This is a genomic window from Micromonospora sp. DT46 (assembly GCF_049841735.1).
GTDB lineage: Bacteria > Actinomycetota > Actinomycetes > Mycobacteriales > Micromonosporaceae > Micromonospora > Micromonospora reichwaldensis.
On sequence record NZ_JBNCKW010000008.1, the window covers coordinates 222,895 to 243,234 of the forward strand.

General features: G+C 75.1%; 21 protein-coding genes. 13 read left to right on the plus strand and 8 right to left on the minus strand.

The window, feature by feature from the left end; translation table 11 throughout:
* Window positions 1–13: 13 nt before the first annotated feature.
* A complete protein-coding gene (locus ACLQ20_RS23270; RefSeq protein ID WP_425857679.1) occupies window positions 14–691 on the plus strand; it encodes an HAD family hydrolase in 678 nt (225 codons plus the stop codon).
* A 105-nt stretch (window positions 692–796) separates the two neighbouring features.
* A complete protein-coding gene (locus ACLQ20_RS23275; protein ID WP_425857680.1) occupies window positions 797–2,086 on the plus strand; it encodes a cation:proton antiporter in 1,290 nt (429 codons plus the stop codon).
* A gap of 36 nt (window positions 2,087–2,122) precedes the next feature.
* Here ACLQ20_RS23275 and ACLQ20_RS23280 read toward each other — a convergent pair whose 3' ends face one another.
* A complete protein-coding gene (locus tag ACLQ20_RS23280) occupies window positions 2,123–3,064 on the minus strand; it encodes an NAD(P)/FAD-dependent oxidoreductase (protein ID WP_192581624.1) in 942 nt (313 codons plus the stop codon).
* A 164-nt stretch (window positions 3,065–3,228) separates the two neighbouring features.
* Between ACLQ20_RS23280 and ACLQ20_RS23285 the strand changes: the two genes are divergently transcribed.
* A complete protein-coding gene (locus tag ACLQ20_RS23285; protein ID WP_327027624.1) occupies window positions 3,229–3,444 on the plus strand; it encodes a DUF3072 domain-containing protein in 216 nt (71 codons plus the stop codon).
* Here ACLQ20_RS23285 and ACLQ20_RS23290 read toward each other — a convergent pair.
* The gene (locus ACLQ20_RS23290; protein WP_151457665.1) at window positions 3,438–3,953 is read right to left on the minus strand and encodes a metallophosphoesterase family protein; all 516 of its coding nucleotides are present in this window, start codon (window positions 3,951–3,953) and stop codon (window positions 3,438–3,440) included. The genes ACLQ20_RS23285 and ACLQ20_RS23290 overlap by 7 nt on opposite strands.
* 159 nt (window positions 3,954–4,112) lie before the next feature.
* Between ACLQ20_RS23290 and ACLQ20_RS23295 the strand changes: the two genes are divergently transcribed.
* The 5 genes from ACLQ20_RS23295 to ACLQ20_RS23315 all read left to right on the plus strand — a co-directional run bounded on the left by ACLQ20_RS23295 (window position 4,113) and on the right by ACLQ20_RS23315 (window position 8,715).
* The gene (locus ACLQ20_RS23295; protein WP_425857681.1) at window positions 4,113–5,492 is read left to right on the plus strand and encodes a glycoside hydrolase family 6 protein; all 1,380 of its coding nucleotides are present in this window, start codon (window positions 4,113–4,115) and stop codon (window positions 5,490–5,492) included.
* A 77-nt stretch (window positions 5,493–5,569) separates the two neighbouring features.
* On the plus strand, window positions 5,570–6,379 hold the full coding sequence (locus tag ACLQ20_RS23300; RefSeq protein ID WP_425857682.1) for a helix-turn-helix domain-containing protein: 810 nt from the start codon (window positions 5,570–5,572) through the stop codon (window positions 6,377–6,379).
* Between the two features lie 52 nt (window positions 6,380–6,431).
* A complete protein-coding gene (locus ACLQ20_RS23305; protein ID WP_151456269.1) occupies window positions 6,432–7,016 on the plus strand; it encodes a general stress protein in 585 nt (194 codons plus the stop codon).
* A gap of 219 nt (window positions 7,017–7,235) precedes the next feature.
* Complete coding sequence (locus ACLQ20_RS23310; RefSeq protein WP_151456268.1) at window positions 7,236–7,718, plus strand: MarR family winged helix-turn-helix transcriptional regulator; 483 nt, start codon at window positions 7,236–7,238, stop codon at window positions 7,716–7,718.
* A gap of 10 nt (window positions 7,719–7,728) precedes the next feature.
* Window positions 7,729–8,715, plus strand: coding sequence for a pirin family protein (locus tag ACLQ20_RS23315; protein WP_151456267.1), 987 nt, complete (start codon window positions 7,729–7,731; stop codon window positions 8,713–8,715).
* An 81-nt stretch (window positions 8,716–8,796) separates the two neighbouring features.
* Here ACLQ20_RS23315 and ACLQ20_RS23320 read toward each other — a convergent pair whose 3' ends face one another.
* A complete protein-coding gene (locus ACLQ20_RS23320) occupies window positions 8,797–8,925 on the minus strand; it encodes a hypothetical protein (RefSeq protein WP_255474758.1) in 129 nt (42 codons plus the stop codon).
* A 142-nt stretch (window positions 8,926–9,067) separates the two neighbouring features.
* On the opposite strand from ACLQ20_RS23320, the gene ACLQ20_RS23325 reads away from it, so the two are divergent.
* Window positions 9,068–10,657, plus strand: a complete 1,590-nt coding sequence (locus ACLQ20_RS23325) for a phospholipase D-like domain-containing protein (RefSeq protein WP_425857683.1) — start codon at window positions 9,068–9,070, stop codon at window positions 10,655–10,657.
* 28 nt (window positions 10,658–10,685) lie between these two features.
* Here ACLQ20_RS23325 and ACLQ20_RS23330 read toward each other — a convergent pair whose 3' ends face one another.
* On the minus strand, window positions 10,686–11,423 hold the full coding sequence (locus ACLQ20_RS23330; protein WP_425857684.1) for a hypothetical protein: 738 nt from the start codon (window positions 11,421–11,423) through the stop codon (window positions 10,686–10,688).
* A gap of 376 nt (window positions 11,424–11,799) precedes the next feature.
* Here ACLQ20_RS23330 and ACLQ20_RS23335 point away from each other — a divergent pair, with 376 nt between their 5' ends.
* Entirely contained in the window at window positions 11,800–12,627 is an 828-nt protein-coding gene (locus ACLQ20_RS23335) for a SigB/SigF/SigG family RNA polymerase sigma factor (protein WP_151456265.1), read from the plus strand.
* A gap of 149 nt (window positions 12,628–12,776) precedes the next feature.
* Here ACLQ20_RS23335 and ACLQ20_RS23340 read toward each other — a convergent pair whose 3' ends face one another.
* Genes ACLQ20_RS23340 through ACLQ20_RS23350 form a run of 3 tightly spaced genes read right to left on the minus strand, consistent with a single transcriptional unit; the run spans window position 12,777 to window position 15,602 of the window.
* Window positions 12,777–13,394 carry a GNAT family N-acetyltransferase gene (locus ACLQ20_RS23340; RefSeq protein ID WP_327027616.1) on the minus strand — a complete coding sequence of 206 codons (618 nt, stop codon included), beginning with the start codon at window positions 13,392–13,394 and terminating at the stop codon, window positions 12,777–12,779.
* Window positions 13,391–14,920 carry an APC family permease gene (locus ACLQ20_RS23345; RefSeq protein ID WP_425857685.1) on the minus strand — a complete coding sequence of 510 codons (1,530 nt, stop codon included), beginning with the start codon at window positions 14,918–14,920 and terminating at the stop codon, window positions 13,391–13,393. The genes ACLQ20_RS23340 and ACLQ20_RS23345 overlap by 4 nt, the downstream gene beginning before the upstream one ends.
* A 40-nt stretch (window positions 14,921–14,960) precedes the next feature.
* Window positions 14,961–15,602: a GOLPH3/VPS74 family protein gene (locus ACLQ20_RS23350; RefSeq protein ID WP_151456262.1), complete on the minus strand. Its 642-nt coding sequence runs from the start codon at window positions 15,600–15,602 to the stop codon at window positions 14,961–14,963.
* Between the two features lie 126 nt (window positions 15,603–15,728).
* Between ACLQ20_RS23350 and ACLQ20_RS23355 the strand changes: the two genes are divergently transcribed.
* The 3 genes from ACLQ20_RS23355 to hrpB are packed head-to-tail and all read left to right on the plus strand — an operon-like array spanning window position 15,729 to window position 19,448.
* Complete coding sequence (locus ACLQ20_RS23355) at window positions 15,729–16,571, plus strand: helix-turn-helix domain-containing protein (RefSeq protein ID WP_151456261.1); 843 nt, start codon at window positions 15,729–15,731, stop codon at window positions 16,569–16,571.
* Between the two features lie 39 nt (window positions 16,572–16,610).
* Window positions 16,611–16,811 (plus strand): DUF397 domain-containing protein, encoded by a 201-nt coding sequence (locus ACLQ20_RS23360; RefSeq protein WP_132235920.1) that lies wholly within the window; start codon window positions 16,611–16,613, stop codon window positions 16,809–16,811.
* A 30-nt stretch (window positions 16,812–16,841) separates the two neighbouring features.
* A complete protein-coding gene (gene hrpB / locus ACLQ20_RS23365; RefSeq protein ID WP_327031187.1) occupies window positions 16,842–19,448 on the plus strand; it encodes an ATP-dependent helicase HrpB in 2,607 nt (868 codons plus the stop codon).
* Window positions 19,449–19,511: 63 nt separating this feature from the next.
* Here the strand turns inward: hrpB and ACLQ20_RS23370 are convergent, their stop codons facing one another.
* On the minus strand, window positions 19,512–20,237 hold the full coding sequence (locus ACLQ20_RS23370) for a PP2C family protein-serine/threonine phosphatase (protein WP_151456716.1): 726 nt from the start codon (window positions 20,235–20,237) through the stop codon (window positions 19,512–19,514).
* Window positions 20,238–20,340 lie beyond the last annotated feature (103 nt).

Below are 20,340 nucleotides of genomic sequence, written 5' to 3' on the forward strand. Positions count from 1 at the left end.
GTAGGAGGACCGTATGCCCACCGACAAGCCCACCGGTGTCCTCTTCGACGTGGACGGCACCCTGGTCGACACCACCTACCTGCACACCGTGAGCTGGTGGGAGGCGCTGCGCCAGACCGACCGGCCCGTACCCATGGCGACGATCCACCGCGCCATCGGGATGGGCTCGGACAAGCTGCTCGACCACCTGCTCGGCCCGGAGCGCGACCGGAGCGCGGACCAGAAGCTGCGCGCCGCCCATGACACCCTCTTCGCCGAGTACTGGGAGCGGCTGGTCCCGCTGCCCCGCGCCGCCGGCCTGCTGCGCGCCTGCGCGGAGCGGGGACTTCGGGTGGTGCTGGCGACCTCCGCCGCCGAGCACGAGGTGACCGCGCTGCGCCGGGCGCTGGCCGCCGACGACGTGATCCACACGATCACCAGCTCGGCGGACGCGCGGGAGAGCAAGCCGGCGCCGGACATCCTGGTCGCCGCGCTGGAGCAGTCCGGGCTCGCCGCCGAACGCGTGGTCTTCGTCGGTGACTCGGTGTGGGACGTCGCCGCCGCCGGCGAGCTGGACATCCCCTGCGTCGGTCTGACCTGCGGCGGCACCGGCCGGGGCGAGCTGGCCGGGGCCGGTGCGGTGGCCGTCTACGAGGATCCCGCCGCGCTGCTCGCCGCCCTCGACGACTCGCCGGTCACCCGGGCGGGGTGACCGCCGCCGGCTCCGTCGCTCCGAAGAGGAATACGAGAAGTCTTCCGGGGGCAAGGACTTGCACCACCTGCCCGCACGCCGTGGGCGAGGCGGAGAGGTGGGGTCGTGGAGCCGGTAGACGTGGCGTTCGCGGTGGTCGGTCTGGGCGCGCTGCTGGCGGGGATCCTGCCCCGCGTGCTCGAACGCCGGCCACTGTCCATGCCGATCGCCTTCCTGGGGCTGGGCATGCTGGTCTTCCTCCTCCCCGTCGGGCTGCCGGACCCCGACCCGCTCGCGCACCCGGAGATCGCCACCCACCTCACCGAGATCGGCGTCATCGTCGCGCTGATGGGTGCCGGGCTGAAGATCGACCGGCCGTTGAGCTGGGCCCGCTGGTCGTCGACCTGGCGGCTGCTGGCCATCGCCATGCCGCTGTGCATCGTGGCGGTGGCGGTGCTCGGCTGGTGGTGGGCCGGGCTGGTCCCGGCCGCCGCGCTACTGCTGGGGGCGGCCCTCGCCCCGACCGATCCGGTGCTCGCCGCCGACGTGCAGGTCGGCGAGCCCACCGACGTCGAGGACTCCGAGGACGAGGTCCGCTTCGCCCTCACCTCCGAGGCCGGGCTGAACGACGGGCTGGCCTTCCCCTTCGTGTACGCGGCCATCGCCATCGCCACCACCAGCCTCGCCCCCGGCGACTGGCTGGGCCACTGGCTCGGCGTGGACGTGCTCTGGAAGGTGGCGGCCGGGGTGGCGGGCGGGTGGCTGGTCGGGTGGCTGCTCGGCAAGCTCTTCTTCCGGGCCCCGAGCAAGCTGCGGCTGGCCCGGCACTCGGAGGGCTTCCTCGCGCTGGCCGCGACCTTCCTGGCGTACGGGCTGGTGGAGGTCGTCAGCGGGTACGGCTTCCTGGCGGTGTTCGTGGCCGCGCGGGCGATCCGGGCCGCCGAGCGCACCCACGAGTTCCACGCCGTGCTGCACGACTTCGCCGAGCAGGTGGAGCGGCTGCTCACCGTGCTGTTGCTGCTGCTCTTCGGCGGCGCCGTGGTGGGTGGCCTGCTGGGCCCGCTGACCTGGCCGGCCGCCGCGGTCGGACTGGCGCTGGTCTTCGTGGTCCGCCCGCTGCTCGGCTGGTTGTCGCTGCGGGGGGCGCCCGGCCGGCCGGCCGAGCACTGGGTGATCGCCCTGTTCGGCATCCGGGGCGTCGGCTCGTTCTTCTACATCGCGTACGCGACCGCGAAGACCGACTTCCCCCAGGCGGACCTGATCTGGGCGACCGTCGGCCTCGTGGTGATCGTCTCGGTGGTGGTGCACGGCATCGCGGCGACCCCGGTGATGCAGTTGCTGGACCGGGCGGGGGAACGCACGTCCGACCCGTCCGAACGCCGCCACGCCGGCGAGCCCGTCACCGCCGGGGGTTGACCGCCCGGCCCGCCGGTGTGCGCAGGGGCCGCTTCCTCACCCTGCGCCCAGGCGGGTGACGAGGGCGCGGCCGAGGTCGCGACCGGAGAGCCAGGCGCTCTGCACCCGGGGTGCGCCGAACGCGTCGCCGGCCAGCCCGACGCCGTCGGCGTCGAGGTGGTACGTCCCGCCGGGGCCTTCGGTGGGCTTCGCGTACGTCCAGCGGTGCACGTGCACGTGCTCCGCCGCTTCGGGCAGCCCCAGCAGGTCCCGGACGGCCTCCTCGATCGCCGGGCCGGCGCCGGAGGGCTGGGCGAGGTGGCCGGCGGCGAACCCGGGCGTGGTGTGGGCGACCAGCACCGGCGCGTCGTCGCCGCGGCGGTCGCCGTCGTCGCAGACGAGGTTGAGCAGCGGGTGGTCGTTGACGAAGGCGCCCCGGAAGGTGGCCCACCGGCGGGCCGGGAAACGCAGCACCCCGGCCAGGGACGGCGACCAGCGTTGGACCTGCGTGGCCCGGGTGGCGGCGGCCAGGGCCGGGTCGAGCAGCAGGGCCGCCTGCGGCCCCGGCATGGCGAGCGCCACCGCCTCGCAGGGCCGCCCGTCCACCACCGGTCCGGGCGCGACGCCGAGCACGAGCCGGTCCACGGTCACCGGCAGGTCCCGGGCCAGGTGCTCCACCAGCGTCCGCAGCCCCCGGGTCGCCGCCCAGCGCATCGGGCCGGGCGCCGCACGCCGGCCGTCGGCGCCGTACGCGACGAAGGTGTCGGTCCACTCGCGGGCCAGGCCGGCCGCGCGCCATCCCTCGGCCACCTCGGCGAAGTCCGGATCGCTGACCGTGAAGTAGGCGGCGCCCGTGTCCGCCGGCCGGCCGTCGAAGCGGCGGCTGGCCATCCGGCCGCCGGCCACCCGGGCGCGCTCGCGGATCTCCACCGGGATGCCGGCGCGGGCCAGTTCCGTCGCGCACGCCACTCCGGCGATGCCCGCGCCGACCACCACCACACCCGCCCGCTGCGCCGCCGTCATCCGGTGATCGTATGCGCGCCCGCGTCGCCCGGACGGCCGGAGACACGCCCGACGCGTCCGGGCGTACGACGCGCCGGAGGGCCGCATGGATCGGCGCCGCACGGGGTATTGGCACGTCTGTTCGAAGGAAGGTGGAGATCATGACGGACCGCAGCAGCAGCCAGGCCGACCCACAGAGCGCCATCAAGGACCCGGACGAGTGGGTCACCGGCGAGGAGCCGCCGACCGCCGCCCAGGAGTCCTACCTGGCGACCCTGGCCCGGGAGGCCGGCGAGGAGCCGCCGGAGGGCCTGACGAAGGCCGAGGCCTCCAAGCGGATCGACCAGCTCCAGGAGGAGACCGGCCGCGGTCAGTGACCGGGCGGGCGGCGCGGTGGCAGGCGGTGCAGTTCGACCTCGTCGAGCCGTCCCGCCGCCACCCGCGCCGTCAGGTACGTGGCGTACGGCTGGGCCCGCCGGTCGGTGGGCGAGCCGGGGTTGAGCAGCCGCAGGCCACCCGGGGCGACCGTGTCCCAGGGGATGTGCGAGTGGCCGAAGACCAGCACGTCGGTGTCGGGGAAGCGGGCCGCGCAGCGGCTCTCCCGCCCGGTCTTCGGGCCGGTCTCGTGCACGACGGCGATCCGCAGCCCGTCGAGTTCCACCCGGGCGACCTCCGGCAGCCGGGCGCGCAGCGCCGGCCCGTCGTTGTTGCCGTACACCCCGACGAGGCGGCGGGCCCGGGCGGCGAGGGCGTCCAGCAGCGCCTCGTCGACCCAGTCCCCCGCGTGCAGCACCACGTCGGCGGCGTCGACCGCCGCCCAGAGCGGCTCCGGCAGGTCCCGGGCCCGCTTCGGCACGTGGGTGTCGGCGGTGATCACCAGGCGCATCCCGCCATTCTCCCCGCGGACCGCGCGCCGCGGCCGGCCCGCCGCCCCGGAAAGTCGCGGCCTCGACGCGGACCCTTCACATCGCGGCAATCAGCACGTAGTTTGACGGCGATGCATGGGAGCGCTTCCAGCGGTGCTCCTCGATGGATGGGAGATCCCGTGAGAAGCAGACCCGCACTCGCCGCGCTGAGCGCCGCGGCGGCGCTCACCGTCGCCGCCACCGTCACCGTCGGCATCGTCCGCGCACCCGCCGCGGTCGCCGCCGACTCGGCGTTCTACGTCGACCCGGCGACAGCCGCGGCGGCCTGGGTCGCCGCCAACCCCGGCGACCCCCGGGCCGCCGTGATATCCGGCCGGATCGCGAACGTTCCCCAGGGCCGGTGGTTCACCCGGACCAACACCTCGACCGTACGGTCCGAGGTCGACGCCCTGGTCGGCGCGGCGGCGGCTGCCGGGAAGGTGCCGATCCTGGTCGTCTACAACATCCCGAACCGGGACTGCAGCGGCGCGAGCGGCGGCGGCGCGCCCGACCACGCCACGTACCGGCAGTGGGTCGACCAGGTCGCGGCCGGCCTGGCCGGACGGCCGGCGACCATCGTCCTGGAACCCGACGTGTTGCCGCTGATGACCAGCTGCCAGAACGCGGCCCAGCAGGCCGAGACGAAGGCCTCCATGGCGTACGCCGGCAAAAAGCTCAAGGCGGGCTCGGCCGCCGCGAGGGTCTACTTCGACATCGGGCACTCCGCGTGGCTCGCCCCCGGCGAGGCCGCCTCCCGGCTGCTCGGCGCGGACGTCGCCAACAGCGCGGACGGCATCTCGCTCAACGTCTCCAACTACCGGCGCACCGCCGACGAGGTCGCCTACGCCAAGGCCGTGATCGCGGCGACCGGGCTGTCCCGCCTCAAGGCGGTCGTCGACACCAGCCGCAACGGCAACGGGCCGGCCGGCTCCGAGTGGTGCGATCCGGCCGGGCGGGCCATCGGCACCCCGAGCACCACCGCCACCGGCGACTCCGCCATCGACGCGTACCTGTGGGTGAAGCTGCCCGGCGAGGCCGACGGCTGCATCGCGCCGGCCGGCCAGTTCGTGCCGCAGCGGGCCTACGACATGGCCCTGGCCGCCGGCCCGGCCCCCACCACCGCCCCGCCGACCACCGCCCCGCCCACGACGGCGCCCCCGACCACCGCCCCGCCCACGACGCCCCCGCCGAGCACTCCCCCGCCGACCGGCGGCTGCACGGTGTCGTACACCCCGAACTCGTGGTCCGGTGGCTTCACCGCCGAGCTGCGGGTGACCAACCACGGCGCCGCGCTCACCGGCTGGACGCTCACGTTCGCCCCCGGCGCCGGGGTCCGGCTGACCAACGGCTGGAACGGCGACTGGACCCAGTCGGGCGACCGGATCACCGTGCGCAACGCCGCCTGGAACGCCGGCCTGCCCACGGGCGGCACGGTCTCGCTCGGGTTCCAGGGCACCTGGCCGGGCGGCGCCCTGCCCACCCCGACCGGGTTCACCCTCAACGGCACCGCCTGCTCCTGACCGCCGCGCCTCGCCCGTCCCGCACGGGGCGGGCGAGGCCCGGGGCCGTCCCGCGCAACGCGGCCTAGAATCGGCGCGTGGGCGTGGCCGTGGCGGTGGAGGAGCGGCGGGCGCCGGTCGGGGCGCTGCTGCGGCAGTGGCGCAGACGGCGCGGGCTCAGCCAGCTCGCCCTCGCGGTCGGGGCGGAGATCTCCACCCGGCACCTCAGCTTCGTGGAGACCGGGCGCTCCGCGCCGAGCCGGGAGATGGTCCTGCGGTTGGCCGAGCACCTCGACGTGCCGCTGCGTGACCGCAACCGGCTGCTGCTGGCCGCCGGGTACGCCCCCGTCTACTCCCACGCCCCGCTGGACTCCCCCGAGCTGCGACGGGTCCTCGACGCGGTACGCCGGGTCCTGCGGGCGCACGAGCCGTACCCGGCCGTCGCGGTGGACCGGCGCTGGAACCTGGTGGCCGGCAACGCCACCCTGCCGCTGCTCACGGAGGGTGTCGCCGCACACCTGCTCCGGCCGCCGGCCAACGCGCTGCGGCTGACGCTGCACCCCGAGGGCATGGCGCCCCGGATCGCCAACCTCGGCGAGTGGCGGGCCCACCTGCTCGGGCGGCTGCGCCGGCACCTGGCGCTGACCGACGATCCCGAACTGAGCGCGCTGCACGACGAGCTGCGCGGCTACCCGGGCGGGCCGGCCGACCCGGAGGCGGGCCTGCCCCGCGCCGGGGACGTGGTCGTGCCCCTGCGACTGCGTCACCCGGGCGGCGAGCTGGCCTTCCTCAGCACCGTCTCGACCTTCGGCACCCCGCTGGACGTGACGGTCGAGGAGCTCTCCATCGAGTCCTTCTTCCCCGCCGACGAGGCCACCGCCGCGTACCTGCGCGCCGCCGCCCGCTGAGCGTTACCTCGCGACGGCGGCGGGAACGCGGGCGGTGACGAAGGAGGAACTCATGACCACACCGTCGAGTCCCACCTCGGCATGGCGGCCCGGGATGCCGGGCGGCGACACCCTCCCGTCCGGTCCGGCCGGCCGCCCGAGCGGCCCCGGTCACGACGGGCACGGCCCACAGACCGGTCCGCCCACCGTGACGATCGGCTCGTATCCGGACTATCCGTCGGCCCAGCGGGTCGTCGACTACCTGGCGGACAACCGGTTCCCGGTCGAACACAGCGCCATCGTCGGCACGAACCTCACCCTGGTCGAGACCGTGCTCGGCCGGATGACGACGGGGCGGGCGGCCCTGGCGGGTGCCGGCACGGGGGCCTGGTTCGGACTCTTCATCGGGCTGCTGTTCGGCATCTTCACCGCCGGCAACTGGGTCGCGGCGATCCTGGTCGGGCTCGTCGTCGGCGCGATCTGGGGAGCGGTGTTCGGCGCGGTCGCGCACGCGATGACCGGCGGGCGGCGCGACTTCACCTCGGCCAGCTCGCTGCGCGCCGGCCAGTACGCCGTCCTCGTGGACGCCCAGTTCGCCGAGCAGGCGCGTCAGCTGCTCGGCCGGATGCACATGGCGGCCGCACCGCCCGCCCGCTGAGGCCCACGCCGGTGGCGTCCGCCGGCCGCGACCGCCCCGGGCCCGTCGTCCGGACGTCGGCGTCCGCCCCGGGCGGACGCCGGCGCCGGCCGGTCCGGGTCGGCGGCGGCCCCGCCCCGGTCCGGGTGCACCCTTCAAAGCTGAACGGAATCGCCGCGTCGCGGGTGACCGCGCCCACAGGACACTAGTTAAATTTTGAAATAGTGCTACTGTCGTGGCGTGACCGAGAGCCTGGACAGCACCCGACTCGCCGCCTGGCGCGCCTACATCGAGGCCAGTCAGCGGCTCTACACACGGCTGGAGGACGACCTGCGCGCCGAGAGCGCGCTCACCTTCGCCGACTACCACGTGCTCGTCCTGCTCTCCGAGGCGCCGGGCCAGCGGCTGCGGATGGGCGAGCTGGCGAGCCGCCTGGTCTTCTCGCCCAGCCGGCTGACGTACCAGATCACCACCATGCAGCGGCGCGGCCTGGTCGCCCGGGAGTCCTGTCCCGACGACCGCCGCGGCAGCGAGGCCGTGCTCACCGCCGCCGGGCTGCTGGCCCTGCGCGAGGCCGCCCCGCACCACCTGCGGTCGGTGCGCGCCCACCTGATGGACGACCTCGACGACGCCGAGGTCGCCTGCCTCACCCGGATCTTCGAGCGACTCGGCCGGCGCCTGCGCGCGGACCGCGACGCGTCGACCGCCCACCCGCACAGCTGAGGAGCCCCCGATGCCCGCCATCACCGTCGACAACGTGCTCGTCCTGCCCCGCCTGCCCAGGCTCGACGAGTCCACCGCGTTCCGCCCGGTCCGCCGGCTGACCACCGCGCCCAGCGGCTACGAGGGCGAGGGCTTCCCGGTCCGCCGGGCGTTCGCCGGCGTGCCGGTGAGCGAGTTGGACCCGTTCATCCACCTGGACCAGATGGGCGAGGTGGACTACGCCCCGGGCGAGCCGAAGGGCACCGCCTGGCATCCGCACCGCGGCTTCGAGACGGTGACCTACATGATCGACGGGATCATGGACCACCAGGACTCGCAGGGCGGCGGCGGCACGATCACCAACGGCGACACCCAGTGGATGACGGCCGCGAGCGGCCTGCTGCACATCGAGGCGCCGCCGGAGCACCTCGTCATGAGTGGCGGGTTGTTCCACGGCACCCAGCTCTGGGTCAACCTGCCCCGGGCCGCGAAGATGAACCCGCCCCGCTACCAGGACATCCGGGGTCGCGAGGCGGCCCTGCTGACCACGCCCGACGGCGGCGCGCTGATCCGGGTGATCGCCGGCGAGATCGCCGGGCACCGGGGGCCGGGCTCCACCCACACCCCGATCACCATCACGCACGTCACCGTGCAGCCGGGTGCCCGCGTCGACCTGCCGTGGCGGCCGGACTTCAACGCCCTGGTCTACGTGCTGGGCGGACGGGGCACGGTGGGCACCGACGGGCGGCCGGTGCACACGGGGCAGCTCGCCGTGCACGGCCCCGGCGACGCGCTGACCTTCACCGCGGACGCCAGCCAGGACGGCCACACCCCGACGCTGGACCTCTACATCATGGGCGGCGAGCCGATCCGGGAGCCGGTGGCGCACTACGGCCCGTTCGTCATGAACACCCGCGACGAGCTGCTCCAGGCGTTCGAGGACTTCAAGGCCGGCCGGCTCGGTGTCGTCCCCGCCGAGCGGCTGCCGCACACCGACGGCCAGGCCCCGAGGCCCTGATCCCACGCGCGGGCGGTGGGCGCCCCCGGCACGGCCGGGTGGCGCCCACCGGCGCGTCGGGACGTGGCGCCCACCGGCGCGTCAGGAGACGGCGAAGATGCCCGCGACTCCCAGGATCACCATGAGCAACACCGTCACCAGCGCGCCCCGCTCGCTTTCGACCGCCTGCTCGCGGTACTCGGTCACGGGGTTCGTCGTCTCGCCGGGCATGGTGTTGCCTCCTCGGTGTTCGCGTCGTGATCGGGCGGGCTGTCGGGGGCCGTCCGACCGGTCACCGGAGTGCCGGCCGGGATGCGGACCCGCGACACGGGTCCTACCGTGAGGACGTTGTCGACCTCGGGGGGCTGGAACGGTGGCACCGCGCAACTGGTTCCTGAGCGCAGCCGAACGCGCCAACCCGGTGTCAGAGTTACCCGTCTGGAGCAGCGGAAACCTTGCCGAGCCGTTAATTCACGGTGCCGCGTACTTCGACCGGCTGGTCGACGAGGTGCAGGCGCTGGAGGCCGGCGACCACCTGTTCTTCACCGACTGGCGGGGTGACCCGGACCAGCGGTTGCGCCCGGACGGGCCGACCGTGGCGCAGCTCTTCGCGCGCGCCGCGCAGCGGGGCGTGGTGGTCAAGGGCCTGATCTGGCGCTCCCACCTGGACCTCCTGGCCTACAGCGAGGCGGAGAACCGCAACCTGAGCGAGACGGTCTCCGCCGCCGGCGGCGAGGTGCTGCTCGACCAGCGGGTCCGCCGGGGCGGCTCGCACCACCAGAAGCTGGTGGTGCTGCGGCACCTGCGCGCGCCGGAACGGGACGTCGCCTTCGCCGGCGGGATCGACCTGTGCCACAGCCGCCGCGACGACGCCGCGCACCTGGGCGACCCGCAGGCGGTGCAGATGTCCGCCCGCTACGGCGACCACCCGCCCTGGCACGACGTGCAGCTCGCGGTGCGGGGGCCGGTGGTGGGCGCGCTGGACACCACCTTCCGGGAGCGCTGGACCGACCCGATGCCGCTGGACTCGGAGAACCCCCTCGCCTACCTGCGCGACCGGCTGCGCGGCGCGGACCTACGGCCCGACCCGTTGCCGCCGCAGCCGGCCGACCCGCCGCCCTGCGGCCCGCACGACGTCCAGGTGCTCCGCACCTACCCGGCGGTCCGGCCCCGCTACTCCTTCGCCCCCGACGGCGAGCGCACGGTGGCCCGCGGCTACACCAAGGCGGTCCGGCGGGCCCGGCGGCTGATCTACCTGGAGGACCAGTACCTGTGGTCCAGCGAGGTGGCCGACCTGTTCGCCCGGGCGCTGCGGGAGAATCCCGACCTGCACCTGGTCGCCGTGGTCCCCCGGTTCCCGGACGTGGACGGCCGGCTGGCGCTGCCGCCCAACATGGTGGGCCGCGAGCAGGCGCTGTCGCTCTGCGAGCGGGCGGCCCCCGAGCGGGTGCACGTGCTCGACGTGGAGAACCACGCCGGCACCCCGGTCTACGTGCACGCCAAGGTCTGCGTGGTCGACGACGTGTGGGCCAGCGTGGGCAGCGACAACTTCAACCGCCGGTCCTGGACGCACGACAGCGAGCTGTCCTGCGCGGTGCTGGACGGCACCCGGGACGACCGGGCGCCGACCGACCCGGCCGGCCTCGGCGACGGCGCCCGGGTCTTCGCCCGGGACCTGCGGCTGCGGCTGTGGCGCGAGCACCTGGACCGCGACCCCGACGGCGGCGAGGACGCCGACCTGATCGACCCGGCCGACGCCGTAACGGCGATCAGGGCCGCCGCCGACGCGCTGCAACGGTGGTACGACGACGGGCAGGCCGGTCCCCGGCCCCCGGGCCGGCTGCTGCCGCACCGGGCGGAACGGCTGCCCTGGTACACCCGGGCCTGGGCGCTGCCGGCGTACCGGCTGGTCTACGACCCGGACGGCCGGCCGCTGCGGGCCCGGCGGGCGGGCACGTGGTGAGCGCTCCGGCCCGGCACGGGGCTGACCGTCAGACGGGCACGAAGAGGGCGTCGGCCCGGCTGCGGGCGGGCTCGGCCCCGACGGGGCCGGCGTCGGCGGTGTGCACCGTCAGCCCACCGGGATAGGCGAACGAGGCGCGCGGGGAGTAGAAGCCGAAGCCGATGGTCAGCGGGTTCTCCGGGCGGAGCGCGTAGATCGGGTGGGCCGGCTCCAGGAACTCCACCGACTCGATCACGAACGGGTCGACCGGTTCGGCGACGTACGGGTAGACGGCGCTGAGCAGCTGCCCGTCGCGCGCCGTGAAGTAGCGGTGGTGGCCGCTGCTGATCGCCCGGCCCGTCTCGCCCACCTGGCAGCGGGCCCGGATCACCGGTACGCCGTCGATTTCCGTCTCGGCGACGATCTCCCCGTCGTGGTGCTCGATGCGGGTCCGGCCCACGACGGCGGGCGCCCCCCGTGCGGCGGCGTAGGCGCGGACCCGTGCGCTACAGGTCACGTAGTCCGTCCACCAGCCGCCGGGGTTGATCCCGCCCGGCGCGTCCACCCCCGCCAGCGCCACCCCGAGGTAGGTCAGCGAGTACGCGCCGAAGCCGGAGGTCTGGCTCTCGTCGTCGACCACGTACTGGTTCATGAAGACCAGGCGGTCGGCCGACGGGCGCAGCCCGGCCGGCACCAGCGCCGCGACCGCGTCCGGGTCCGCCGGCAGCCAGCCGAAGAAGAGCGTGCGGCTGTTGACGACGAGATGGGGGGCGGCGGGGTCGAGCACGGCACCTCCGGAGCGGGGCGGGTACCCGCACGCTACGGCCCGTCTCGTGGACGGGACAACGACGGAAAGCCGACAATCGGCGCCGGTCATCCGGGGTGACCGTGACCGCTCGGCCGGCCGGTCCGGGCCGCCCGGATGCGACATCGTCGATGTCCGGCGGGGCCGGCTGACCGTACGTCCGACGTAAGCCAGCCCACAATCCGAGGCCGCTTCGCCCGATTCACGCCGTCCGTGCCGGAAAATTACTTAAGTACATCGTACTTTCGGCTAGATTTCGTCATACCGATCGGGCTAAGGTGACTCCCGAACGGACATCTGAACTTAAACCTAAGCGTCACGTCTTTCATCCGCGGACGAGGTGCAGGGAGGACCACCCATGACCGCGCCAACGATCAGCGAGCCGGCGGCCACGACAGCGCCGAGCACCGCCCAGAAGCTCGACCCGCGTGCGCTCACCGACAGCGCCGCGGACCTGCTCAACGCGATGGCCGCGCTGCCGGCCGGCCACCCGTCCCGCGCCGCCCTGCGCGACAAGGCGATCGAGGCCTGGCTGCCGCTCGCCAACCACCTCGCGCACCGCTACAGCGGCCGGGGCGAGCCCACCGACGACCTGGCCCAGACCGCCGCGGTCGGCCTGATCAAGGCGATCGACAAGTTCGACCCGTCCCGCGGCGTCGACTTCGCCGGCTACGCGATCCCCACCATCATCGGGGAGCTCAAGCGGCACTTCCGCGACCGCACCTGGGACATCCGGGTCCCCCGCCGGCTCCAGGAGCTGCGGCTGGCCATCTCCGACGCCAACAGCTCGCTGTTGCAGACCCTGGGCCGTTCGCCCACGGTGGCCGACATCGCCGCCCACCTCAAGCTCACCGAGGAAGAGGTGCTGGAGGGCCTGGAGGGCGCCCGCGCCTACAACGCGGTCTCGCTCTCGACCCCGACCGGCGACGGCGACCGCGCGACCGAGCTGGGCGACATGCTCGGCGGAGTGGACGGCGAGTTCGAGCTGGCCGAGCTGCGGGTCGCCCTCGGCCCGGCGCTGGCCACGCTCGACGAGCGGGAGCAGAAGATCCTCACGCTGCGGTTCTACGGCAACCTGACGCAGTCGCAGATCGCCGATCAGATCGGCGTCTCGCAGATGCACGTGTCCCGGCTGCTGGCCCGCGCGCTGACCAAGCTGCGGGGGCAGCTCGACGGCACGTACTAGGGGTGGTGGGCGATGGCCGGGCCGGCGGGCCCGGCCATCGTCGTGTCCGGGGCGGGTGCCTCGCCACGGCGGCACGACGCCCGGGTCACCCTCTCGCGGGGGGTGACCCGGGCGTCGCCGCTCGGGCTGGTGGCACCGGGCGCCGTCGTTCAGGCGGGCTGCCCGGCCGCCGTCGCCGCGCGGCTGGGCTCCCGCCACATCGGCCAGAACGGCGTGCCGTCGGGCAGGTGGAAGGGCTCGGCGACCTGGTAGCCGTGCCGCGCGTACAGGTCGCGGCCGGTCTCGCTGGCCGCCTCCAGGTAACCGGGCACCCCCTCGGCGTCGAGGACGGCGTGGTGGTGCCGCAGCAGCGCGCTGCCCAGCCCCTGTCCCTGCCGGTCCGGTGCGACGGCGAGGAACGCCAGGTGGTGGTGGTCGGGGTGCGGGTGGTGGGCCTCGAAGAGCTTGTCCAGGTGGGCGAACCGGTCGGTCCACTCCCCGCAGGCCGCGGCCAGCCGGGCGTCGTAGTCCTCCGGCGGCGGGGCCGGGTCGCCCACCGAGGGGAACCAGACCGCGACCCCCGCCCGGTCCGCGGTCGCGTGGACGAGGCCGTACCGCATCGCGTGGTCCACCAGGATCGCGAAGTTGCCGGCCAGCACGGACTGCCGCCGCGCGGCGTCGGGCACCAGCCAACGGGGCGCGTCGAGGGCCATGAACGCCTCGGCGATCCGGCCGGCCACCAGCGACGTCTCCCGCGGCCCGAGCCGCTCGATCCGTACCTCGCTCACCGCCGCGCCGCCGTCCCGCTCGGGACGGGCCCGCCGAGATGCCCGGCCGGCGGCGGCGCCGTCACCGCCACGCTCTCCGCGCCCAGACCGATCCGGGCGTACGTGTCGGGGCGGCTGCCGCGCAGCACCAGCGCCCACAGCAGGCCGAGCAGCGCGGCGACCGGGTAGACCGCCGGGACCGCCCAGCGCAGGGGCGAGTCCGGGGCCACCCCGAGCAGGTCGGCGAAGTTGACCACCGCAAGCAGGACGATCACGGCCAGGGCCACGGCGGCTAGTCCGGGGGCGACCGCGCGCCGCCACAGCGTCTCGTTGACTCCGTTGCGGGCGAAGAAGGCGATCACCGCGACCGAGGTGGTGGCGATCAGCAGCAGCACCCCGAAGCCGCCGGCGGTGCCGACCCAGTAGAACAGCTGCACCACCGGGTCCCAGCCGTTGAGGGCGTAGAGCAGGATCACCACGAGGCCGAGCGCGCTCTGCGCGAGGGAGGCGGCCCGGGGCGAGCCGGTGCGCGGCGAGGTCTGCCCGAACACGGCCGGCAGCACCCGCTCCCGGCCGAGCGCGAACGTGTACCGGGCGGTGGTGTTGTGGAAGGAGATCATCGCGGCGAGCACCGAGGTCAGGAAGAGCGCCTGACCGATGGTGACGGCGGTGCCCCCGAGGTGCGCCTCGGCCAGGTTGAAGATGAGTCCGATGCTCTGCTCGCCCGCCTCGGCGGCGATCCGGTCCGGCCCGACGGCGACGGTCATGCTCCACGACGACAGCGCGTAGATCCCCGCGATGATGGCGATGGAGAGATAGGTGGCCAACCGCACCGTCCGCCGCGGGTCCTTGCTCTCCTCGCTGAACACCACGGCGGACTCGAAGCCCACGAAGCCCAGGATGGCCAGCACCAGCACCGCGCCGGCGCCGGGCACGACGAGGTTCTCCGGTGACAGCGCGGCGAAGCTGACGTCCCCGCCGGCCGGGTGGGTGAGCTGCCCGAGGTCGAAGACCACGATCACCACCATCTCGGCGACCAGCAGCGCCGCGAGCACCAGGCCGTTCAGGTCGATGCGGAGCAGACCGAGCACGCCGACCGTCGCCCAGGCGACCAGCGCCACCACCCACCACGCCGGGGCCACCCCGAACAGGCGGCCCAGCACCGGTTCCGCGGCGGCGCCGATGGTGCCGTAGAGCCCCACCTGGAGGGCGTTGTACGCGATCAGCGCCACCCAGGCGGCGCCGACGCCGGCCGGTCGGCCCAGCCCGCGGGCGACGTAGGCGTAGAACGCGCCGGCGTTGGCCATCCGCCGGGCCATCGCCACGTATCCGATGGAGAAGAGGGCGAGCACCGCGGCCACCGTCAGGAAGGCCAGCGGGATGCCGAGCACCCCGACGACCCCGTAGCCGGTGGTGACGACGCCGGCCACGACGGTCAGCGGGGCGGCGGCGGAGAGGACGAAGAAGATCACCGACGGCACACCGAGCCGGCCGCGGGCCAGAGCCTCGGAGACGTTGCTCGGTCGGGCGAGCGTTGGTGTCGACATACGCGGACTCCGGTTCGAGGGGAGGGAGGGGTGGAGGGCGTCAGCCGACGCCGCGCAGCACGGCGGCGCCGACGGCGGCCTCGGTGTGCGTCACGAGTTCCCGCAGCGGCGGGGGCAGCGCCGGGATGAGCACGCCCAGCCGGTGGTGTGCCCGGGGGCCGGCGCTCCACAGCACCTCGCGGCTCAGCCCGGCGGCGACGACCAGACCCAGCAGCGTCCCGTCGGGCACGCTCGGCGGTTCCGGCCGGTCGAGCAGGGCGCGCAGCCGGGTGGCCGGCCAGGCCACCGCGTTGAGGTCGATCGGCAGGTAGCTGACGGTGGTGCGCAGCAGCCGCCGGGTCTCCTGCCGGCGCAGCACCCCCGCTCTGACCAGCCGCTCGCCTACCGAGGTGGTGGCGGTCTGCGCCAGGAAGCTCAGCCAGGTACGCACCGGGTGCTGCTGCGTCTCACCGACCAGCTGGTCCAGCACGGTGTGCGCCAGCGCGTCCGCCGGCGGGCGACGGTCGAGCACCGTGACGAGCCCGGCGGAGACGGTGGCGTGTCCACGCAGGACCAGTTCACCGAGCAGCCCTGCGGCGAGGCCGAGGCCGGTCGCCGTCGGGTGCAGCTTCGCCTTGCCCCGACTGTCGTTGTGGGTGATCAGGAAGAACTCGTCGGCGATGAGCAACCGGTCCTCCCGCACGGGTTGTCCACAGTGTTCGCAACCGGGCAAGGATGCACCGGCCGTGACTGCAACGCAACTCCCGTTTATGGAAGTTGCACTCCGTGCTGGGCCCACCTGCGGATCTTGCCGTGACAGACTCGGAGGGTGACCGCGAGCCCCACCGTCCGCCGCCGCCGTATCGCCCGGGAACTCCGCCAGTTGCGCGAGCGCGCGGGCATGACCCTGGACGTCGCCGCCCGGCAACTGGACATGTCCAAGAGCAACCTCTCCCGCATCGAGAACGCCCAGATCGGCATCAAGCCGCGCGACGTCCGGGCCGCGCTGGCGCTGTACGAGGTGACCGGGGCCGACGCCGAGGCGCTCATCGAGATCGCCCGCGGGGCGCAGCAGCGCGGCTGGTGGCAGAAGTACAGCGACGTCCTGCCGGAGTGGTTCGAGTTCTACGTCGGGCTGGAGGCGGAGGCGGCGAGCCTGCGCACGTACGAGGTCGAGGCGGTGCCCGGGCTGTTGCAGACCGAGGCGTACGCGCGGGAGGTCTTCCGGCGCACCGCGGGCGAGGACGGGATCGAGCGCAAGGTCGCCGCGCGGCTGCATCGGCAGAACGTGCTGCACCGCGACAATCCGGTCGAGCTGTCCGTGGTGCTCAACGAGGCGGTGCTCTGCCGCCCGGTCGGCGGCAACGCCGTGATGGCCGACCAGATGGCCCACCTCGCGAAGGTCTCTCAACTACCGAACGTGACCCTCCAGGTACTTCCGTTCTCCGCCGGCGGGCATCCGGCGATGAACGCGCCGTACGTCGTGCTGACGTTCGCCGACACCGCCGACGCGGCCGTGGTTTACCTGGAAAACCTCACGATGGGGCTGGCTCTGGAGGAGGCCGGACAGGTGCGCGGGTATAGCCTTGTGCACGAGGAGATGTGCCGGATGGCACTCGGTCCGGAGGCGTCCCTGACCCGCCTGACGGAAGCTTCTCGTCACTTTGCGTGACCGTTGACGCGGCGCGCCGGCACAGACGGGGGTACCGCGATGAGCGCGCTCGACCTGACCCGCGCCCAGTGGCGCACCAGCAGCCGCAGCGTGGGCAACGGCAACTGCGTGGAGGTCGCCGCCGCCGGGGACCGGATCGCCGTCCGGGACAGCAAGGACCGGCCCGGCCCCGTGCTGGCCTTCCCGGCGTCGGCCTGGCGCGCCTTTGTCACCGGCGTCGACGGGGTACGCCCCGGCTGAGCCTCTCCCCGGGCGGTGCGAGACTGGGCCGTGCTCTCGGACGTACCCCTCGACCTGCCCGTACGCCCGGTGCTGCCGGAGCTGGTCGCGGCGCTGCGCGGCGCCGGCGCCGGGGTGCTGGTCGCCCCGCCCGGCACCGGCAAGACGACCCTCGCCCCGCTGGCCGTGGCCGACGAGGTCCCCGGTCGCGTGCTGGTCGCCCAGCCGCGCCGGGTGGCGGCCCGCGCGGCGGCCCGCCGGATGGCCGCGCTGCTCGGCGAACCGCTCGGCGAGCGGATCGGGTACGCGGTGCGCGGCGAGCGCCGCAGCGGACCGCGGACCCGCGTCGAGGTGGTCACCACCGGGCTGCTGGTGCGGCGGCTGCACCGCGATCCCGAGCTGGCCGGCACCGGCGCCGTGCTGCTCGACGAGTGCCACGAGCGGCAGCTCGACGCCGACCTCGCGCTCGCGTTCGCGGTGGAGGCCCGGGCCGCGCTGCGCCCCGACCTCTGGCTGCTGGCGATGTCGGCCACCCCCGAGGCGGACCGCTTCGCCGCGTTGCTCGGCGGCGGTGGCGCTCCCGCGCCGATCGTCCGGGCGTCCTCGGCCCTGCACCCGGTGACCCGGATCTGGGCGCCGCCGCCCCGGCCGGTGGCCGCGCCGGGGGCCGGCCCGGTCGACCGGGGCCTGCTCGACCACGTCGCGGCGACGGTGCGCCGGGCCCTGCGCGAGTGCGACGGTGACGTGCTGGTCTTCCTGCCCGGTGCCGGCGAGATCGGTGCCGTCGCGGGCCGGCTGGCCGACCTGCGCGACGCGGTCGCCGTCCTGCCGCTGCACGGCCGGCAGCGCGGCGCTGACCAGGACGCGGCGCTGCGCCCGGCCGACCGGCGGCGGGTGGTGCTGGCGACGGCGGTGGCGGAGAGCAGCCTGACCGTGCCGGGCGTCCGGGTGGTGGTGGACGCCGGGCTGTCCCGGGTCGCCCGGATGGACCTGGCCCGGGGCCTGGGCGCCCTGGTCACCGTCGGCGTGTCCCGGGCGGCGGCCACCCAGCGGGCCGGCCGCGCGGGCCGGGAGGCGCCCGGGCACGTCTACCGCTGCTGGTCGGCGGCGACCCACGAGCGGCTGGCCGCGCAGCCGGAGCCGGAGATAGCGACCGCCGACCTGACCGGCTTCGCCCTGGAGCTGGCCGCCTGGGGTTCGCCGGACGGCGCCGGGCTGGCCCTGCCCGACCCGCCCCCGGCGGCGTCGATGACGGTGGCCCGCGACACCCTCACCACCCTCGGCGCGCTCGACGCCGACGGGCGGATAACCGACCGGGGCCGGGCGATCGCCGCGGTCGGGGCGCATCCCCGGCTGGCCCGGGCGCTGCTCGACGGGGCCGCCCGGGTGGGGGCGGACCGGGCGGCGGAGGTCGTGGCGCTGCTCGCCGAGGACACCGCCGCCGGGCCGGGCGACGACCTGACCGCCGCGTGGCGCCGGCTACGCGCGGGCGCGGACCCGGGCGCCACCGCCCGCTGGCGTTCGGAGGTACGCCGACTGCGCGCCGCCCTGCCCGACGCGCAGTCGCGACGGCCTGACCGGGGCCGCCCGCCCCTTGCTTCCGACGCAACGGCGGGAGGCCCCGGCCGGGCGAGGTCAGCCGGCGACCCCGCACGGGCCGGCGACGCGGGCCGGTTGACCGACGACCTGGCCGCCGGGCTGCTGGTCGGGCTGGCCCACCCGGAGCGGCTGGCCCGGGTGCGGCGGCCGGGCGGCTCGGCGTACCTGATGAGCGGCGGGACCGCGGCGGAGCTGTCGCCCGGGTCGGGGCTGGCCGGCGCCGACTGGCTGGCGGTCGCGGTGGCGGACCGCTCCCCCGGCGCGCCGACCGCCCGGGTGCGGCTGGCCACCCCGCTCGACGAGGCGACCGCCCGGGAGGCGGGCGGGCCGCTGCTGCGCACCGAGCGGGAGGTCGGCTGGGCCGGCGAGGACGTGGTGGCCCGGGAGGTGCTGCGGCTGGGCGCGATCGAGCTGGTCGAGCGGCCGATCGCCCGGCCCGACCCGGCGGAGGTGGCGGGGGCCCTGCTGACCGGCCTGCGTCGTACCGGCCTCGGTCTGCTGACCTGGACCCCGGCGGCGCGGGCGCTGCGCGAGCGGCTGGCGTTCTGTCGGCAGTCGCTCGGCGGCGACTGGCCCGACGTGGGCGACGAGGCGCTGCTCGCCGACGCGCCCGCCTGGCTGGGCCCGGAGCTGGCCCGCGCCCGCCGCCGCGCCGACCTGGCCCGCCTCGACGTGGCCGGGGCGCTGCGCCGGCTGCTGCCGTGGGCGCTGGCGGCGCGGCTGGACGAGGTGGCGCCCGAGCGGATCGCGGTGCCGAGCGGATCGCGGATCCGGCTCGACTACGCCGACCCGGCGGCGCCGGTGCTCGCGGTCAAGCTCCAGGAGACCTTCGGCTGGCGGGACGCGCCGCGCATCGCCGACGGCCGGGTGCCGGTGCTGCTGCACCTGCTCTCGCCGGCCGGGCGGCCGGTGGCGGTCACCGCCGACCTGGCCTCCTTCTGGCGCACCGGCTATCCGCAGGTACGCGGGGAGCTGCGCGGGCGCTACCCGCGCCACCCGTGGCCGGAGGACCCGACCACGGCCCCGCCCACCCGGCACGCCACCCCGCGCCGGCGCTGAACGGGCTCATGTCGTCACGAGGCTCCAGAGCGCTGAACCGGCTGGTTCGCTCGCGACGCTCGCTCACTCCTGCACGACGTCGGCGACGACCACCGTGACGTTGTCCGGCCCGCCGGCGCGCAGCGCCAGGTCGATCAACCGGCGGGCGCAGTCCGCGCGGTCGGGGTGCTCGGCGAGCACCTCGGCGAGGGTGTCCGGGCGGACGACGTTGGACAGCCCGTCGCTGCACAGCAGCCAGCGGTCCCCGGCCCACGGCACCATCGTCGCGTACGAGGGGGAGACCTCCTCGCCCTGCAACGCCTGGGTGACCACGGCCCGGCGTGGGTGGCTGCTGGCCTGGTCGGCGGTGATCACCCCCTGGTCGACGAGCATCTGCACGAACGTGTCGTCCCGGGTGATCTGCTTGAGCACGCCTTCGCGGAACAGGTAGGCGCGGGAGTCGCCGACGTGGGCGAGGGCCAGGCAGCTGCCCGTCCGGGCGAAGAGCAGGGCGGTCAGCGTGGTGCCCATGCCCTGGCGTTCCGGATCCTCGGCGACCGCCTGGTGGATCCGCTCGGTGGCGAGCTGGATGCCGCTCTGCAGTGCGGCCACCAGCGCGTGCTCCGGGGTCTCCACGTCCAGCGGAGCGACCGCGTCGATGGCGATCGCGCTGGCCAGGTCGCCAGCCGCCATCCCGCCCATGCCGTCGGCGACGGCGACGAGCCAGGTGCCGGCGTGCAGGGCGTCCTGGTTTCCGCTGCGGATCAGCCCACGGTCGCTCGTTCCCACGGAGCGCAGCTTCAGGGTCATGGGTGGCAGCCTGCCAGGCGGAGGGCTCAGTTGTCTCTAGGAGATCAGGACCTCGGCGCGTCGCGCGGTGAATCTCACTGTCCCGGGGGCCCGTCGGGCTGGT

Coding starts and splice junctions, on each gene's coding strand:
- ACLQ20_RS23270 (WP_425857679.1), top strand. CDS start 14: ATGCCCACCGACAAGCCCACCGGTGTCCTCTTCGACGTGGACGGCACC.
- ACLQ20_RS23285 (WP_327027624.1), top strand. CDS start 3,229: ATGACGGACCGCAGCAGCAGCCAGGCCGACCCACAGAGCGCCATCAAG.
- ACLQ20_RS23290 (WP_151457665.1), bottom strand. CDS start 3,953: ATGCGCCTGGTGATCACCGCCGACACCCACGTGCCGAAGCGGGCCCGG.
- ACLQ20_RS23305 (WP_151456269.1), top strand. CDS start 6,432: ATGACCACACCGTCGAGTCCCACCTCGGCATGGCGGCCCGGGATGCCG.
- ACLQ20_RS23315 (WP_151456267.1), top strand. CDS start 7,729: ATGCCCGCCATCACCGTCGACAACGTGCTCGTCCTGCCCCGCCTGCCC.
- ACLQ20_RS23320 (WP_255474758.1), bottom strand. CDS start 8,925: ATGCCCGGCGAGACGACGAACCCCGTGACCGAGTACCGCGAGCAGGCG.
- ACLQ20_RS23335 (WP_151456265.1), top strand. CDS start 11,800: ATGACCGCGCCAACGATCAGCGAGCCGGCGGCCACGACAGCGCCGAGC.
- ACLQ20_RS23345 (WP_425857685.1), bottom strand. CDS start 14,920: ATGTCGACACCAACGCTCGCCCGACCGAGCAACGTCTCCGAGGCTCTG.
- ACLQ20_RS23360 (WP_132235920.1), top strand. CDS start 16,611: ATGAGCGCGCTCGACCTGACCCGCGCCCAGTGGCGCACCAGCAGCCGC.
- ACLQ20_RS23370 (WP_151456716.1), bottom strand. CDS start 20,237: ATGACCCTGAAGCTGCGCTCCGTGGGAACGAGCGACCGTGGGCTGATC.